At 60.8% G+C, this 14,427-nt stretch carries 15 protein-coding genes; 4 read left to right on the forward strand and 11 right to left on the reverse strand.

Annotated elements, in window-relative coordinates; genetic code table 11:
* From ACK4TM_RS13850 to ACK4TM_RS13885, 8 genes are all read right to left on the reverse strand, one after another.
* A partial coding sequence (locus ACK4TM_RS13850) for a TRAP transporter large permease subunit (protein WP_409702251.1) occupies positions 1–684 on the reverse strand: 684 nt, incomplete at its 3' end.
* Positions 681–1,265, reverse strand: coding sequence for a TRAP transporter small permease subunit (locus tag ACK4TM_RS13855; protein WP_409702253.1), 585 nt, complete (start codon positions 1,263–1,265; stop codon positions 681–683). The genes ACK4TM_RS13850 and ACK4TM_RS13855, both read right to left, overlap by 4 nt.
* A gap of 68 nt (positions 1,266–1,333) precedes the next feature.
* Positions 1,334–2,494: a TRAP transporter substrate-binding protein gene (locus tag ACK4TM_RS13860; protein ID WP_409702255.1), complete on the reverse strand. Its 1,161-nt coding sequence runs from the start codon at positions 2,492–2,494 to the stop codon at positions 1,334–1,336.
* A 169-nt stretch (positions 2,495–2,663) separates the two neighbouring features.
* Positions 2,664–3,629 (reverse strand): 2-hydroxyacid dehydrogenase, encoded by a 966-nt coding sequence (locus tag ACK4TM_RS13865; protein ID WP_409702257.1) that lies wholly within the window; start codon positions 3,627–3,629, stop codon positions 2,664–2,666.
* A gap of 120 nt (positions 3,630–3,749) precedes the next feature.
* Positions 3,750–5,018 (reverse strand): cardiolipin synthase, encoded by a 1,269-nt coding sequence (gene cls / locus ACK4TM_RS13870; protein WP_409702259.1) that lies wholly within the window; start codon positions 5,016–5,018, stop codon positions 3,750–3,752.
* A gap of 22 nt (positions 5,019–5,040) precedes the next feature.
* A complete protein-coding gene (locus ACK4TM_RS13875; protein WP_409702261.1) occupies positions 5,041–6,624 on the reverse strand; it encodes an FAD/NAD(P)-binding protein in 1,584 nt (527 codons plus the stop codon).
* A gap of 292 nt (positions 6,625–6,916) precedes the next feature.
* A complete protein-coding gene (locus tag ACK4TM_RS13880; protein WP_409702263.1) occupies positions 6,917–7,858 on the reverse strand; it encodes a PRC-barrel domain-containing protein in 942 nt (313 codons plus the stop codon).
* Positions 7,859–8,166: 308 nt separating this feature from the next.
* A complete protein-coding gene (locus tag ACK4TM_RS13885; RefSeq protein ID WP_409702265.1) occupies positions 8,167–8,766 on the reverse strand; it encodes a hypothetical protein in 600 nt (199 codons plus the stop codon).
* Between the two features lie 179 nt (positions 8,767–8,945).
* Between ACK4TM_RS13885 and ACK4TM_RS13890 the strand changes: the two genes are divergently transcribed.
* The 4 genes from ACK4TM_RS13890 to ACK4TM_RS13905 are packed head-to-tail and all read left to right on the forward strand — an operon-like array spanning position 8,946 to position 12,202.
* Complete coding sequence (locus ACK4TM_RS13890) at positions 8,946–9,359, forward strand: SDR family NAD(P)-dependent oxidoreductase (protein ID WP_409702267.1); 414 nt, start codon at positions 8,946–8,948, stop codon at positions 9,357–9,359.
* Positions 9,278–9,952 carry an SDR family NAD(P)-dependent oxidoreductase gene (locus tag ACK4TM_RS13895; protein WP_409702279.1) on the forward strand — a complete coding sequence of 225 codons (675 nt, stop codon included), beginning with the start codon at positions 9,278–9,280 and terminating at the stop codon, positions 9,950–9,952. The genes ACK4TM_RS13890 and ACK4TM_RS13895 overlap by 82 nt, the downstream gene beginning before the upstream one ends.
* A complete protein-coding gene (locus ACK4TM_RS13900; protein WP_409702269.1) occupies positions 9,952–10,758 on the forward strand; it encodes an alpha/beta fold hydrolase in 807 nt (268 codons plus the stop codon). The genes ACK4TM_RS13895 and ACK4TM_RS13900 overlap by 1 nt, the downstream gene beginning before the upstream one ends.
* A gap of 13 nt (positions 10,759–10,771) precedes the next feature.
* Positions 10,772–12,202: a hypothetical protein gene (locus ACK4TM_RS13905; RefSeq protein WP_409702271.1), complete on the forward strand. Its 1,431-nt coding sequence runs from the start codon at positions 10,772–10,774 to the stop codon at positions 12,200–12,202.
* Between the two features lie 52 nt (positions 12,203–12,254).
* Here the strand turns inward: ACK4TM_RS13905 and ACK4TM_RS13910 are convergent, their stop codons facing one another.
* Genes ACK4TM_RS13910 through ACK4TM_RS13920 form a run of 3 tightly spaced genes read right to left on the reverse strand, consistent with a single transcriptional unit; the run spans position 12,255 to position 14,372 of the window.
* Positions 12,255–12,572, reverse strand: a complete 318-nt coding sequence (locus ACK4TM_RS13910; protein ID WP_409702273.1) for a hypothetical protein — start codon at positions 12,570–12,572, stop codon at positions 12,255–12,257.
* Complete coding sequence (gene nrfD / locus ACK4TM_RS13915; RefSeq protein WP_409702275.1) at positions 12,562–13,548, reverse strand: NrfD/PsrC family molybdoenzyme membrane anchor subunit; 987 nt, start codon at positions 13,546–13,548, stop codon at positions 12,562–12,564. The genes ACK4TM_RS13910 and nrfD overlap by 11 nt, the downstream gene beginning before the upstream one ends.
* Positions 13,545–14,372, reverse strand: coding sequence for a 4Fe-4S dicluster domain-containing protein (locus ACK4TM_RS13920; RefSeq protein ID WP_409702277.1), 828 nt, complete (start codon positions 14,370–14,372; stop codon positions 13,545–13,547). The genes nrfD and ACK4TM_RS13920 overlap by 4 nt, the downstream gene beginning before the upstream one ends.
* Between the last annotated feature and the right edge of the window lie 55 nt (positions 14,373–14,427).

Below are 14,427 nucleotides of genomic sequence, written 5' to 3' on the forward strand. Positions count from 1 at the left end.
CCGGACGATGATGTAGGTCAGATAAAGCCCGACCAGCACAAGGCTGGGGTAAAGGGCGGCTGCGTAAAGCCGGACAATCGACACCCCGGACGACGCCGCATAGACGATCAGCATGATCGAAGGCGGGATCAGGATGCCCAATGTCCCGCCCGCACAGATGATCCCGGCAGCAAAGCTGGTATCATACCGCGCCTTGAGCATGGCGGGCAGCGCCAGCATTCCCATCAGCGTGACGACGGCGCCGACGATCCCGGTGGCGGTGGCGAACAGGGCGCAGGTGATCAGCGCGGCGATCCCCATCGACCCCGGCATCCCCTTGGCGGCGATGTTCAGCGTGGTGAAAAGGCGGTCCACTATGTTGGCCCGTTCAACGATATAGCCCATGAACAGGAACAGCGGGATCGCGGTCAGCACCTCGTTCGACATGACCGTGAAGGTCTGGTTCACGAACAGATCGAATATGCGGTTGTTGAAAAAGCCCTGAAACCATAGGGATATCGATTCCCAGCTGCCTGCCTCTTCGCCCAAGCGGTTAAAGGCGCGCCACATGCGGCCTTCGTCGTAAAAGGCGTAATATCCGAAACCGATGCCCATCGCCATCAGCGTGAATGCAATCGGAAAGCCCAGAAATACCAGCAAAATAAAGATGCCCAGCATGGACAGTGCGACTTGGGGGTCGGTCATTCTTGGGCGTCCTTTTGTGACTTTGATGCCTGTTTGATCAGCAATTCTTCGGTTTCCATCACGTCGTCATCGGCATCGACCCATTCATTGTTCCGGATCGCGATGATGCAGCGCATCACCTGCGCAATCCCCTGAATGAACAACAAGATACCCGCCGCGACGATGACTGCCTTGAACTGATAGATCGGAATGCCTGCCGGGCTGTTGACGGAAACCTCGCCATAGCGCCAGGACGCGGCGGCATATTTATAGCCAGCAAAGATCAGCGCGGTGACGCCGGGAAAGAAAAAGATGATATAAAGAACGAGGTCCAGCCACGCCTGTGTGCGCGGTTTCCACAGCCGGTACAGAAAATCGCCCCGCACATGCCCGCCGACAGACAGCGTATATGCCCCGCCCATCATGAACAGCGTGCCATACATGATGAATGAGACATCCAGCGCCCAAGGCGTCGGGCGGTTCATCACATAGCGCATGAACACTTCGTAGCAGGTGCCGGCGGTCATCAGGATGATGAGCCAAGCAAACATTTTGCCAAACCACCCGGACAGCGCATCGGCGAATTTAATGTAGCTGATCATGTGAAACCTATCTGGCTGAACAAACCCGGCGGCCGAAAGCCGCCGGGTTGTTTCTGGCCCTGGTGAAGTTAGCCTTGGGTCAGACGACCGGGGAAGACATGCTCGAATGCGCGTGCCTGGCTGGCTTTACCGTTGTTCATGATCTGGTAATAGGCCGTCCGCTCGTTCCATTCGCGCTGGCTGTCGAGGACTTTCTTCATGAACGGATCTTCTTCCATCAGCTCTGCTTCCAGTTCGGTCCATGCCGCAAGCTGCGCGTCAAGGATTTCGTCCGATGTCTGGTGCAGGATCACGCCTTCTTCGTCGACCAGACCCTGCAGGTCGGCTGAATAGGAATCGAGCGCAAAGCCGATGTTCTTCAATGTTGCCGCTTCGACCGAATGCATCACGATGGCGCGCAGGTCATCGTCAAGATCATCAAGGAAATCCTTGTTGAAAATATATTCGATCGTCTCTGACGCCTGATGGTAGGACCCAAGATAGTAATTCTTGGCAACGTCCTGCGCACCGAACTGGCGGTCAGATGTCGGGTTGTTGAATTCGAACGCATCGATCACGCCGCGTTCCATCGCGGGCACGATTTCGCCGCCGGGAAGCTGGGCAATGCTCATCCCCATTTTCTGCAGCAGATCGGCGGCCAGACCGACGGTGCGATACCGGAAACCCTGCATGTCGGCCAGCGTGTTCACTTCGCCCTTGAACCAGCCGAATGGCTGCAACGGCATCGGATAACCCAGACGACCCACAACATTCAGGCCCAGAATGTCCTGCGTCAGTTCGCGGTACAATTCATCGCCGCCACCTTCGTTGAACCATGCCAGCAGGTTGATCGCGTCACCGCCATAAACAGGGCCGGTGCCGAACAGGGACGAGGCCTTGGATTTGCCGTACCAATAGGGCGGCACCGAATGCGCGGCGTCCAGAATGCCGTCGCTGCAACCGTCCATCACCTGAAACGCGCCGACGATGGCGCCGGCGGGCAGCACGTCCACAGAGATGCGACCACCTGACATGGTCTCGACACGGTCGGCATAGTTCTGTGCGAATTGCTGCCAGATATTGGCGGCGGGCCAGGATGTCTGCATCCGCATCTGGATCGGCGCTTGCGCCAGAACGGCAGGGGCTGCCAGCGCTGCACCGGCGGCAACGCCTCCTCCCAGGGCACCCTTGCTCAGGAACGAACGACGCGACAGCTTGGACGCGTGCTTTGGGGTCGATTTGGTTTTCATTGTATCCTCCCAGAATATTGTCGGGCTCCAGAGACCCCGATGTGGTAAAAAATACTCACCAATCCGCTAAAAGCAAGCACTCAAGCTGGGGCTGGCGCGGCGTTTGCGCTAACAGGCGAAATAATTGGCCAAATATCCGCAACTCAAAGATGTTTTGTTGCTTTTGCAGTCAGACCAGCCGGTCGCCCGGCGTGCCCCCATCAAAGAACGCATCCAGATTATCAAGCGCACGGAATCCCATTGCATCGCGGGTTTCAAAGGTCGCGGAGCCGATATGCGGCAGCATGAAAACATTATCCAATTTGGCCAGTTCGGGGTTACCGCCGGGTTCCGTGCGGAACACATCCAGACCTGCGGCAAAAAGTCGCCCGCTTTGCAATGCCGCGACCAATGCATCCTCATCCACCAAGGCCCCCCGCGCGGTATTCACCAGGATCGCCCGGTCCGGCAGCATGTCCAGCGTGCGCGCATTGATCAGGCCGATAGTGTCGGGCGTCGTCGGGCAATGCAGCGACAGGACATCGGACACGGTCAGCAGGCTTTCGACACTGTCATGGAAAATCGCACCCTTTTCCTTGTCCGGGCTCAGGCGGCTGCGGTTGTGATAATGCACCTCCATCCCGAAACCGCGCGCGCGGTCGGCGGTGACCTGCCCGACGCGACCCATGCCTAGCACGCCAAACCGGCGCCCGGTTACCTGACGGCCCACCATGAAAGCGGGGGACCAGAAATTCCAGCGCCCTTCGCGTACCATCCTGTCGCCTTCGGACCCGCGCCGTGCCGCGCCCAGCATGCACAGGATCGCAATTTCTGCGGTGGCGTCCGACAGGACATCCGGGGTGTTGGTGACAACGATGCCCCGGGCCTTGGCCGCGGCCAGATCGACGTGGTCGACGCCGACTGAATGATTGGCGATGATCTTCAGCCGGTCGGGCAGGGCGGCAATGACATCGGCGTTGAAATGTTCGGAATGGCACGGCAGGACGGCATCGGCATTCTGGCAGGCGGCGATCAGTTCGTCGCGGTCAAAGACGTGGTCGTCGTCGTTCAGGATAACATTATAGGTCGCGCGCGCACGGTCCAGAACGTCGGCGGCGAGTTTGCGGGGGATCAACAGGACGGGTTTGTCGGACATGGGGGCACCTCTGATTGCTTTGGCTACAGTGTGCATGCAACGCGTCACCAATGGAAAGCCCGGATATAAAACCGTCGCTTTCCCTGCACGGATCAGCCCTGCGGCATTGCGCCGCGCAGATCAGAATTGCGCGCGAAACCAGCTCCATGCCCAGTCAGAACTGCGTTGCAACAGCGGGCGGTTTTGCCATTCCGCCAACGTGATCTGCCGCGAGCGTGCCAGATCCTGCGCAAAGATATCTGTTTTCGCCTCGGCAAAGGGCGTGTCGAAGATATTCAGATTGGCCTCGTCGTTCAGCCGGAAAGACCGTTCATCGAAATTGGTCGACCCGATCGAGACGAAGGCATCATCCACGATCAGCAGTTTGGCGTGCAGGAAAGTCGGCTGAAATTCGTAGATATTGACCCCGGCCTTCAGAAGATCGCCCCAGAAATACCGCGAGGCGCGGCGCACGGCGTCCTTGCTCATATGCTCGCCCGGCACGATGATATCCACCGTAACGCCGCGCGCGCGCGCCTGCACCAATTGGGCAATCGCGACATCATCGGGCACGAAATAGGGCGTTGTGATACGGATATGGTTTTCTGCCGAGGCGATGACCGCCATCAGTTTCATATGCATGTCATTGCGGCTGCCGGTAAAGCTGGCCACGAATTGCGCGGCGATATCGCCGGTTTCTTCCAGTTGCGGGAAAAACAGATCACCTTGCAGCAATTCGCCGGTATCTTCCACCCAATTCGACACAAATCCACCTTGCACCGCAGCCACCACAGGGCCGGTCACGCGGTAATGGGTTTCGCGCCATTCATCGGGGTGGCGCGCATCGCCCATCCATTCATCGCCGATCCCGACGCCGCCGGTAAAGGCGATGCGACCGTCGACCACCAGCAACTTGCGATGGGTGCGGTTGTTTATCCTGTCCAGTGTGTACCAGCGCAAGGGACGAAAGCGCACGACATGCACGCCTGCAGTCTCCATTCTTTGCACCAGTTCAGGGTCCATGCGGGTCGAGCCGACCCAGTCCATCAGCACACGCACTTCGACCCCGTCCTGCGCCCGCGCGATCAGCGCATCGGCAAATTCTTCGGCGATCTGACCTGACCAATAGATATAAGTTTCAAAATTGATCGAATCCTGTGCCCCGGCGATAGCATCCAGCATGGCGGGAAAAATCTCGTCCCCGTTTTGCAGGATGTCGATCCGGTTTCCCTGTTCAAGGCGCGACCCGAACAATCCGGTGATCGTGCGAATGAAGTCGGGGCTGGATGTGGCCATGACAGGTGCGACGGACGCACGCAGTTCGCGCCGGTCGGGCAGCATGTTCAACACGGTGATCCCGACCGCAAACGCGATCAGAACCGCAGCACCCAGTTGGACGATGCGCCACAAGAAATGCGGTCTTTGTCCCGCCCTACGCATGGGCGCGACCCTGAGCGGCGTTTTGTCGCGCAGCAGCACTGATATCTTCTGCCCATGCGCGCGTCGTGATGCCGAAACAATCATGGATCGAATCCGTGGCGATGCTGGACCCTTCGCCCAACCGTCCCAGCACATGCAGGTCCTGACCGGCGCTTCCGCCGCGCCCCAGAAGAATGCCGTCTGTTGCCGGATCCGCGCGCAGATGCCCCTTGCGCAAAAGCGACCGGATCAGCGGGTCGTCAAGCTGCGACAGTTTTGGCGCAGGCAGGACAGCGTCGATCATGACCTGTGCCGTTACATCCGCATCCAGCACCCATCCCTGATCGGTCAACGCGATATCCGGCGCATCGGCAAGGCCAAGCCGGACCAACCCGGCCCGGACCAAGGCCAGCAGCAATCGCGCCGAGACCAGTGGCGGGCCATAGGTGACCCGTTTCAGCCCCTGATCGATATTGATAATTGCCGCCCGCGTGTCAGGATCGCCGTCTGTTTCGTGGAAAATCACCCGCAGATCAGATTGCAACGCCTTCCATATCTGCCCGGTGGCGTATTCGACCGAAGGGGCCATGCGCCCCTCTGCCATCGCAATCGCGTCCTGCAGAAAGGCGACAGGGTCCTTTGCGGGATGATCTGCCTCCGGATCGACCTCGGTTGCGAGCCATGCGTCCGCATCCTGCCCGCTGATGCGCGTGGCGGGCGGTGCCAGCGCTGCCGCAATCGTCTGACGGGCCTGCACCGGGCCGCCGCCAATCGCGTCACGGATCGTCGCAACTAGGCGGGCGTGTTCGCGCGGGCGGAGGGCATAGCGCAACTCTGTTTTCAGGGCCGGTTTGGGCATGGGTGGCAGGCCGTCGCGTGAGAATGGCACGATCAAGCGCGGCTCCTGGCCCGCCCGTTCATACCGCCCGTCAACGAGTTTGCCGCCAAGCCCGATGCTCAACATCGCGACCACGTCGCATGTCGACAGGCCAAGGCCGCGGATCGCGATGGTCTTGCCCGCCCAGCGTGTCGCAGCGGCAGTCAGGGTGCGGCCCGGATAGGCGGGTGTCACCTCGAATCCTTGATTGACCGCGAAATTCTGCCAGAGCGCCAGTTGATCGTCGGCGCGCGATAGCGGCTGGCCGGGCGCAAGCAGCAGCGCGTCGAATGGTCCGATCGGCGCATCCGCCAGCATCAGCCACCAGCCTTGGCCGTCGCGCCACGCATCGGTGACCAGCCCCGCATGATGTGTCATCGCATCGGGGTGGCGTTGCCTGAGACGGTGAAGCCGTGCCGAAAGATAGCGCCCCAGCATGTTGCGCGGCGGGTAAAGATCAGGATCCGGTGATCTGCCCAGGTCGTGTGCGACGAAATCATGAAAAGAAGTGCCCGCAGCCCCTGCGGGCGGTGGCAGATCGACCGCCCGCAGGGGCAGGTTCAGCAGACATTCATCCGGTTCGTCGGGCATGAAATTCGGACCGGCAGCCGGCACAGCGCAGGGATCGAAGATTTCGATCCTGAGATCGGGAGTCCTTGCCAAGACGCATTCGGCGGCGGCCAAGCCTCTGGGGCCAAATCCTACAATCGCGATATGCAAGTAAGTCCTCGCTCTTTGCCCGGCGCTCGCCCGTTTGGTGGGGACTATTCCGCTGCGAAATCAGTATCAAGGGAATGCCAGCGGCACCACGAGCGTATAACCGCGAAACCAGCTGTAAGTTCCGGCGCCCAGGCATATTTTTCGTTCGAGGCAAAGGCGGATCGGTGTACGCAATATGTAAAAATGCCGGGCAGTCGGAAAACTGCCCGGCATTCGCGGCGCGTTGGCTACCCGGGGGGACACCCATAGGGGACAGGGCGAAGGCCGCCGAGCGCCGCGTGCTGCTTGCGCCTTAGTTATTGGCGGTGTGTTCCGGCATGGCGCGCAGACTTTCTTCGTTCACGTCAACATACAGACGCAGGTCCGTCATGCCGTCGTCGCGCATGATCGAGATTTCGTCAAAGCCCAGCGCCACGGTATGTGCACCGATCCCGAGGAAACCACCGACATCCGCAACGATATACTGCGCTTCACCGTCCGGACCCAGCACCACATCAGAGACATTGCCGACATTGTCGTCATTCACGTCATAGAGGTTGGCATTCAGCAATTCATCGGCTGAGATCTCGTTCGCTTGCGTTTGCTGATACCCTTCACGCTGGACATCGGGTGCAGCAAGGCCTTGGCGGCCACCGCGCCAGTCGTCCTGCTGCTGCATACCATCCTGGCCCACTTGCTGTGTGCCGTCTTGTGCTGGCTGCTGCATGCCGTCCTGCTGCATACCCTCCTGCTGCATTCCGTCCTGCTGCATGCCGTCTTGTTGCATGCCGTCCTGTTGCATGCCGCGGTCCTGCTGCGGCATCGTGTCGAATTCGGGCGCATTTTCAATCATGTCGCTTCCGCCCGTGGACACCAGATAGATCAGGTTAGGATCAGCCGGGTCAGGGATGAAGTGCAGTTGCTCCAGTCCGATGGCGATCTGGCGGCTCTCTGTCCCGGTCGCTTCACCTACGTCGACCAGCACGGCCTGAATGTTGCCTTGCTCGTCAAGCAAAAGGTCGTTGACCGTGCCGATGTTTTCCATCGCCTGAAGCTGGCCGGCATCCATCTGCTGTCCCCAGCGGCTTTGGCGTTGCCCAGGTTGAACCTGCTGGTCCTGCTGCCCTGCCTGGTCCTGCTGCCCTGCCTCATCCTGCTGACCTGCCTGGCCTTGCTGATCCTGCTGCTGCCCTTGTCCGGGCACATAGATCGGCGAACCAAGCAGTTCACTGGCAAGAAGATCGCCTTGCTGCATGGCACCTGTCTGTGCCCGATCCATCCCGGCGCCGCCGGCTGTTTGTCCTGCGGGCGTGTCTTGCTGCCCTTGCGTGGTCTGAGCGGCGGCGGGACCGGCCATGATAAGCGCAAGCGCGGTTGTTGTGATCAGTCGTTTCATTTCTGAACCTCCAGATTTGAGTTTAGCGGCCTGCCCCACGTTCAGGGGCAGTTTCACAACCCCTCAAACAGGGGGCGCCAACATATGTTCCAGAAAATCCGCGTATTGATCCGATCCTGAAAGCGGTGTGTACGCGCAGCAGAACGGCGACAGCTTTGTTGCGCGGCTCAGGCCGGTTTGTCCGTGTCATCCTCGTCATCATACCCTTTCGGGACAGGCACGCTGTCGCCATTGTCCGGATCGACCGGAATATCGCCGGGGCCATCCTTGCCACGAGGATCGCCGTCGAGGTCCCGCGGATCGGCGATGCCATCATCGTTCAGGTCGTCACTCGGCGGGTCGTCGTTGGCATCAAGCGAACTTTCCGTCATATCCGCATCGGCAACCGAAACGTCCGGCAGGTCATCGCGGGGCGCATCATCATCCGGCAGCATACCGCCGGTGTCCGAGGCATCCCCGTCCGAAAGCCGGATGTCATCCTCGGCATAGGGATCACCGCCAACGTCGGGGTAGGTCCTTTCGTCGCCCTGATCGCGCAAGCCGGGGAATTCGCCCAGATTTTCCTGTATCGCAGCCTCTTCCACGACAGGTCGTCCGGCGTCCGCGGGGTCGCGGGTCGGGGGATCGACCTCTTCCAGCGCCACAAGCTCGCGCGCTTGTTCGATAAAGCGGCTGTGGCCACCGTCGGGGCTGCCCACCTCGGCCCACAGGCGGGCGGCGCGGGCTTCAACGCGGGTCTGTAAATCTTTGAATTCATCACGGTTCATGGTGCACCTCTCTTTCAGCCGGACCAACGCGCGCGCAGATACGAAGGTTCCGGTTGCCGGGGGCGGCGCCATTGCGACACGGCGTTGCTGCGCTGTGATTGCCGGAAGGCCCGCTGGAACAATGGGATGATGCGCTTGTTCCTGCCCCTAAGCCACGCAATCACATCGGAGGATTTATCATGCCCCAGCCAATCGGCGACAGCGTCGTTGTCATCACCGGAGCGTCAAGCGGCATCGGGCGGGCCGCCGCGAGCATGTTCGCAGAAAAAGGGGCCACGGTCGTCCTGGCCGCGCGCCGCGCGGAGGCTTTGGAACACGCGGCAACAGAATGCCGCAACACCGGTGCCAATGCCATGGTCATCCCGATCGACGTCAGAAAGGAAGACGAGGTGCGCGATCTGGCGCAGAAGGTCATTGAAAAATTCGGACGGATTGACGTCTGGGTCAACAATGCGGCCGTCGCGCTTTCGGACGTTTTGAGGATGTCCCGTCAGAGGTTTATGACAATGTCATACAGACCAACCTCTTCGGCTATATCTACGGGGCACGTGCAGCGTTGCCGGTGTTTCGCGAACAGGGGCACGGTGTCCTGATCAATGTGGCATCGATGGTGTCATATGTAGGGCAGCCCTATACGAGCGCCTATGTCGCCAGCAAGCAGGCGATCCGAGGTCTGGGCGAATGTCTGCGGATGGAACTGATGGACGAGAAGGACATTCACGTCTCTACCGTGCTGCCCGCAACCATCGACACGCCGCTGTTTCACCATGCCGGCAATTATACCGGACGCGCGGCAAAGGGGATGGAGCCGATCTATCCCGCTGAACTGGTGGCCGCGACCATCCTGTCGTTGACTCAAAAGCCGACACGCGAAGCTTTTGTCGGGAATTCGGGGCGGCTGCTTTTCAAGCTTCACACGCTCGCCCCGCGCCTGACCGAGCGGTTTATGGCGCAGATGGTGGAGAAGAACCATCTGCGCGATACGCCAGCGCCGCATACCGAAGGAAACATTCTTTCACCGATGCACGGATGGTCGGGCGTCAGCGGAAACTGGCGACAAGAAAAGTCCGATATGAAACCGGCCGTGCCGCATGCGGCGTTATTGGGTGTTGTCGCCGCAGGGCTTTTCGCGGCCGGCTGGCATCTGGCAAAATCGCGTGAACAGTCAAACGCCAGGAACTGGTGATGTTCGGCGGCTTTGGCACTGATGACACCACGGAGCATGATGTCGAAAACCGATGGCACAGGGTGCGCGGTTTTGGCGTGCATTCGCGCTGGTCTCGCGCCGCGCATCAGTTTGCCGCGCCGAACGTCGTGTTGGTGCATGGGTTGGTCGTGGCCAGCCGCCAGACGGCCCCGCTGATACAGCGCCTGGGGTCGCAGTTCCCTGTCGCGTCCCCCGACCTTCCCGGCTTTGGGCGCAGCGACAAGCCGCGTCAGGTGCTGACCATTCCCGATCTTGCCGATGCGCTTGCTGAATGGATGGAGGAAGCCGGGATCGGCAGCGCCGTTCTGATCGGCAATTCGCTTGGCTGCCAGATTGCGGTGGAATGCGCCCTGCGCCATTCTGATCGCGTGATGGCATTGGTCCTGCAGGGGCCGACACCGGACCCGTCACGGCGCAGTCCGCCAAAGATCATTGCGATGAATTTCTGGAACGGATGGCGCGAAGCATCGACCGGCATCGGCGATGCGATTGACCGGCTGCAAACCGGGCCGTGGCGGGCCGTGCGCACAGCGCTGAACATGCTCGCCGATCCGATCGAGGATAAATTACCCAAGGTTCAGGTGCCGACGATGGTCATACGCGGCGCCAAGGACCCTGTTGTGACGATGGCATGGGCGCAGAAGGTCACGCGCCTGTTGCCCAAGGGCATTTTGCGTGTTGTGCCGGGGGCCGCGCATACGATGGTCGCGGTCGCCGGACTCGAAATCACGCGCCTCGTCACGCCGTTCATTCGGGACGTGGCCGATGCCGCGAAAACCAGATAGAAGGAGGAGTATCATGCGTCGCATGCCACCCGGTTACATTTCCAATTTCGACAGCGCCTCGGGCATGTTGCGTGCGACCGCGCGCTATCTGCAGGGCCGCGATTTCCCCGGATGGGGGCTCGGTACGCCAGTCAAGCGGATTTTGCCACTGGCCAGCCACCTGCCGCAATGGGCGCGCGAAGCGATCTATGCCGGCGGTGGTCTGGGCGAAGGTATCGCGCTTGCGAAAACACACAAGGTCAGCAGTGACCGGATCGCCGAATGGGTCACGGGGCTTTATCCGGCGCGCAAATATCCCGGTGCGATGATCGGATCGTCAAACGGGGCGCTGGTCCATCTGGCGGCGGCGCTGGGCATGCCATGGCTGCCCCAGACGATGTTCGTGCCGGTGCGGCAGGCCGATGTGCATCCCGATGACGCCATTTCAGGACTGAATTCCGGGCTGGATGCAGGCCGCCGTTTGCTGGAGGTCAATCCCGATATTCAACTGCATCACATGCACGACCCAAATCAGGACCGCCTGATGCTGCATACGATGACCTATTTCCGGATTAAATGGATCAAGCTTGCACAGGCTTACAAGGATTTCCTGACCGACGCTCTGTCACCCGGCGATCCGATCATCATCGTGGATTGCACCCGCAAATGGCCGGTCACCCGGCTTGGCGACCGCCATGTGTTCCAGTTCGGCGCGCTTGGCGGTGCGACAGAGAAGGATTTTCACGAAGGCACGCCGGCGGTCGCGGAATACCTGAAGAAATACGATTCCCACCGCCGCAAATGGGAACCGCCCGCACCGACTGAAACCTATACAGAGGCGGAATGGGGCTTTGCGCCGCCTTTGCGCAAGGAAATCGAGGATTTCGCCGCGCGAAGGGGCCATCCGATCATCACGTTGCGCCTGGAAGAGCCGGAGCATCTTTCGCCCTTTGTCGCCGATTTCTACCGCGACCAGCTACGCAAGCGGGGCAAGCCGCATAACCGGCTGTTCATCGAATCCTTTCTGATGGTCGAACCCTATTGGACGATGCGCACCGGCAGCGTGCCTTATTGGATGAAGTTCAATATGGAACCATCGCGCGAGGCTGTGCTGCGCTATCTTGCCCAATCGGACAGGTATGAAGACATCTATCTGACGCTGTTCCAGCATGGCGTCGAATGTGTGGGATTGCCGCCGATCGACGATTGGCGAGAGGTGATCGGGAAGGCCGGCAGGCGTGGCACATTTCTGGGTTTCGACCCCGACCTCTATCCGCGCGATTTCGGCGCGCTCGCGCGGTATCAGGATTCGGTGCAGGAAATCCCGTCGCGCTATCCATTGCCGGGGCCCGTCCGGCTGGAGGATCTACGGCAGTTCATCGTGCGCGACCCGGATCGCTATGACATTTCGTGGGAAGGGTTGCCCGACGTGGCGCAGCACCGGGAACAGAAGGCAGACGCTTGAGGTCAAATGCGGCCAGCCCGGAACCCTGCGAAAATCGCGCGGGAATGTGCGGTCAGCCGCTGTGTTCCTCGCGCCGCGCGACCTCGATCATGTTGGATAATGCCTTGCAGGCCTGATCGATCCTGTGGGCATGGACTCCGGAAATCGGAAATTCTGTGCTATAGGCAAGGCTGGCAATCGCATTCGCGCGGTCAAGCAGATCGCGTGACAGGCCCCCTTGGCGATAGGCATCCAGCATGCGGTTACGCAGGTCGATGACGGGGGCGACCGTTTCAAGCATCTGTTGATGACCGATGTTTCCGCCCCGGTCCATGGCCCGCCGTAGCGCGGCAATCGCGTCATCGGCCATGCGATAAAGCTCAGCTTCCATTGTCCTTCCTCCCCTCGCCGGATGGCTGTGCAAGGGCAAAGCCAGCCTCCGGTCGTTCTGTTGCCGCTTTGCCGACCTCCAGCATGCCGTGGCGCATCATCATCCCGCCGACAAGCACCGCGCAGGACCCGGCGATGGCGGCGCCGCGCCCACGCCGCCCGCTGACGACAGCACCAGCAGCATAACCCAATAGCGGAAGCGCCCCGGCGGCAAGCCAAGTTTCGGCGTTCAGCCGTCGCTGGGGCGCTGTATCCGCGATTGTGTCAGTGACACCTGTCTCTTTCAGGCGTTTGTCGGCGGCAATGCGCGCGCCCAGATGGGTCAGCGTGGCTGCCGCCGCAACCTTTTCAAACCCTCGGGCGGTATCGTCGCGCCCGCCAAACCGTTCCCAAAGGGCAAGTGCTGCCGCCCCCATCGCCGCTGCACCGCCAGCGAAATTCACGCCAAGAGCGCGGGGCGCTGCCGCCCAATAGGGATTGGACGTGGCGGACAGCAATGCGGCGGTATAGGTGGCGATCCCTGCGCCGCTGAGGGCGGAACCGATCTGTCCGGCCTTGCCGATCAGCCGCAGCGGACGCTGACGCGTCGTCGCGGGCAGGTCGTTCACCGTGGACATCAGGCTCGTCGCGCCGAAGCCGCCAAAGATATAGGTCCCGAATGACATCGGCGACGTCGGGCGCAGGATGCGCAGCATGTTGTAAAAACGTTGCGGCGTTTTCAGGTCGGCAATCAGCATCGCAGCGCCCGCCGCAGTGCCCATCAAGGCTATCAGCCGCGCGCCGCGCCGGGCCGGGCGCAAAAGCTGCGCATCACGCAATGACGCAGCGGTGACAAGCGCCTGCGCAGCCCCCGCCGTGCCGGCGACCGCGATATAGCCGCTGACCTTCCAGTCCCAGTGCGGGTATTTCAGCGCAGGCTGATCATAATAGGTCTCGCCCTTCCATCTGGTCTGTGCGCGGGGGCTGTGCTGGTTCATTGCCTCTTCCCTCCAATCAGGGCGGCTGCGGCGACCGCGAGGCCGGTAAAGGCCGCAAGACCCGCGCCGAACGCGGGACCTATCCGCCGGGAGGGTTTTGTCGGGGCGGCGGGCAGGTTGTAGATTTCGGGGCGGTCCAGCAGCAGGAAAAAGGCATTGTGCTTTTCGATGCCGCCCGTGGCACCGGGGCTGTCGGGCGCGCCGTAAAGATAGGCATCCGTTTGCCCGCGCGCGTGCAAATCACGGGTCCGGTCATGCGCCCTTTCGATCAGGTCGTCCAGCGGGCCGAACTGGATCGATTCCGTGGGACAAACCGTAGAACAGGCCGGTTCGCGCCCGCCTTTCAGCCGGTCATAACACAGCGTGCATTTATGCGCTTTGCCATCCACGTCGTCGACATCGATCACGCCAAAGGGGCAGGCGGGCACACAGTATCCGCAGCCATTGCAGATATCCTGCTGCACGACGACGCTGTCGAACTCCGTACGAAAGATCGCGCCTGTGGGACAGGCTTCCAGACATGGGGCGGGATCGCAATGCTTGCACACGTCCGACATCATCAGCCAGCGTGGGTTGGTCTTTTCCATCTGTTCCACAAAGGCGACGTGCCGCCATGTCGTCGCCGAAAGGTCGCGGGTATTGTCATAGCTCATGCCTGACATGCCCTGATCTTCGGCAGGCAGTTGGTTCCATTCCTTGCAGGCGACCTCGCAGGCTTTGCAACCGATGCACAAAGTGGTGTCGGTAAAGAACCCATAGGCACGACCGGGCTTTATCGTATCCTCTGCCGTATCGTCATCCCTCCGGGGCAGATCAAAGCTCATCCGGCCCTCCCTTCTGACAGCCGGCCGGCGCGGATCGCGCAGGTCAGGGCCTTGT

It is taken from the genome of Yoonia sp., from assembly GCF_046292185.1.
Lineage (GTDB): Bacteria > Pseudomonadota > Alphaproteobacteria > Rhodobacterales > Rhodobacteraceae > Yoonia.

Bases quoted from the DNA above. Each gene is read 5' to 3' on its own strand.
- ACK4TM_RS13855 (WP_409702253.1), bottom strand. From the start codon at position 1,265: ATGATCAGCTACATTAAATTCGCCGATGCGCTGTCCGGGTGGTTTGGC.
- ACK4TM_RS13920 (WP_409702277.1), bottom strand. From the start codon at position 14,372: ATGAGCTTTGATCTGCCCCGGAGGGATGACGATACGGCAGAGGATACG.
- ACK4TM_RS13900 (WP_409702269.1), top strand. From the start codon at position 9,952: ATGTTCGGCGGCTTTGGCACTGATGACACCACGGAGCATGATGTCGAA.
- ACK4TM_RS13905 (WP_409702271.1), top strand. From the start codon at position 10,772: ATGCGTCGCATGCCACCCGGTTACATTTCCAATTTCGACAGCGCCTCG.
- ACK4TM_RS13880 (WP_409702263.1), bottom strand. From the start codon at position 7,858: ATGCAGCAAGGCGATCTTCTTGCCAGTGAACTGCTTGGTTCGCCGATC.
- nrfD (WP_409702275.1), bottom strand. From the start codon at position 13,548: ATGAACCAGCACAGCCCCCGCGCACAGACCAGATGGAAGGGCGAGACC.
- ACK4TM_RS13865 (WP_409702257.1), bottom strand. From the start codon at position 3,629: ATGTCCGACAAACCCGTCCTGTTGATCCCCCGCAAACTCGCCGCCGAC.
- ACK4TM_RS13910 (WP_409702273.1), bottom strand. From the start codon at position 12,572: ATGGAAGCTGAGCTTTATCGCATGGCCGATGACGCGATTGCCGCGCTA.
- ACK4TM_RS13885 (WP_409702265.1), bottom strand. From the start codon at position 8,766: ATGAACCGTGATGAATTCAAAGATTTACAGACCCGCGTTGAAGCCCGC.
- ACK4TM_RS13890 (WP_409702267.1), top strand. From the start codon at position 8,946: ATGCCCCAGCCAATCGGCGACAGCGTCGTTGTCATCACCGGAGCGTCA.
- ACK4TM_RS13860 (WP_409702255.1), bottom strand. From the start codon at position 2,494: ATGAAAACCAAATCGACCCCAAAGCACGCGTCCAAGCTGTCGCGTCGT.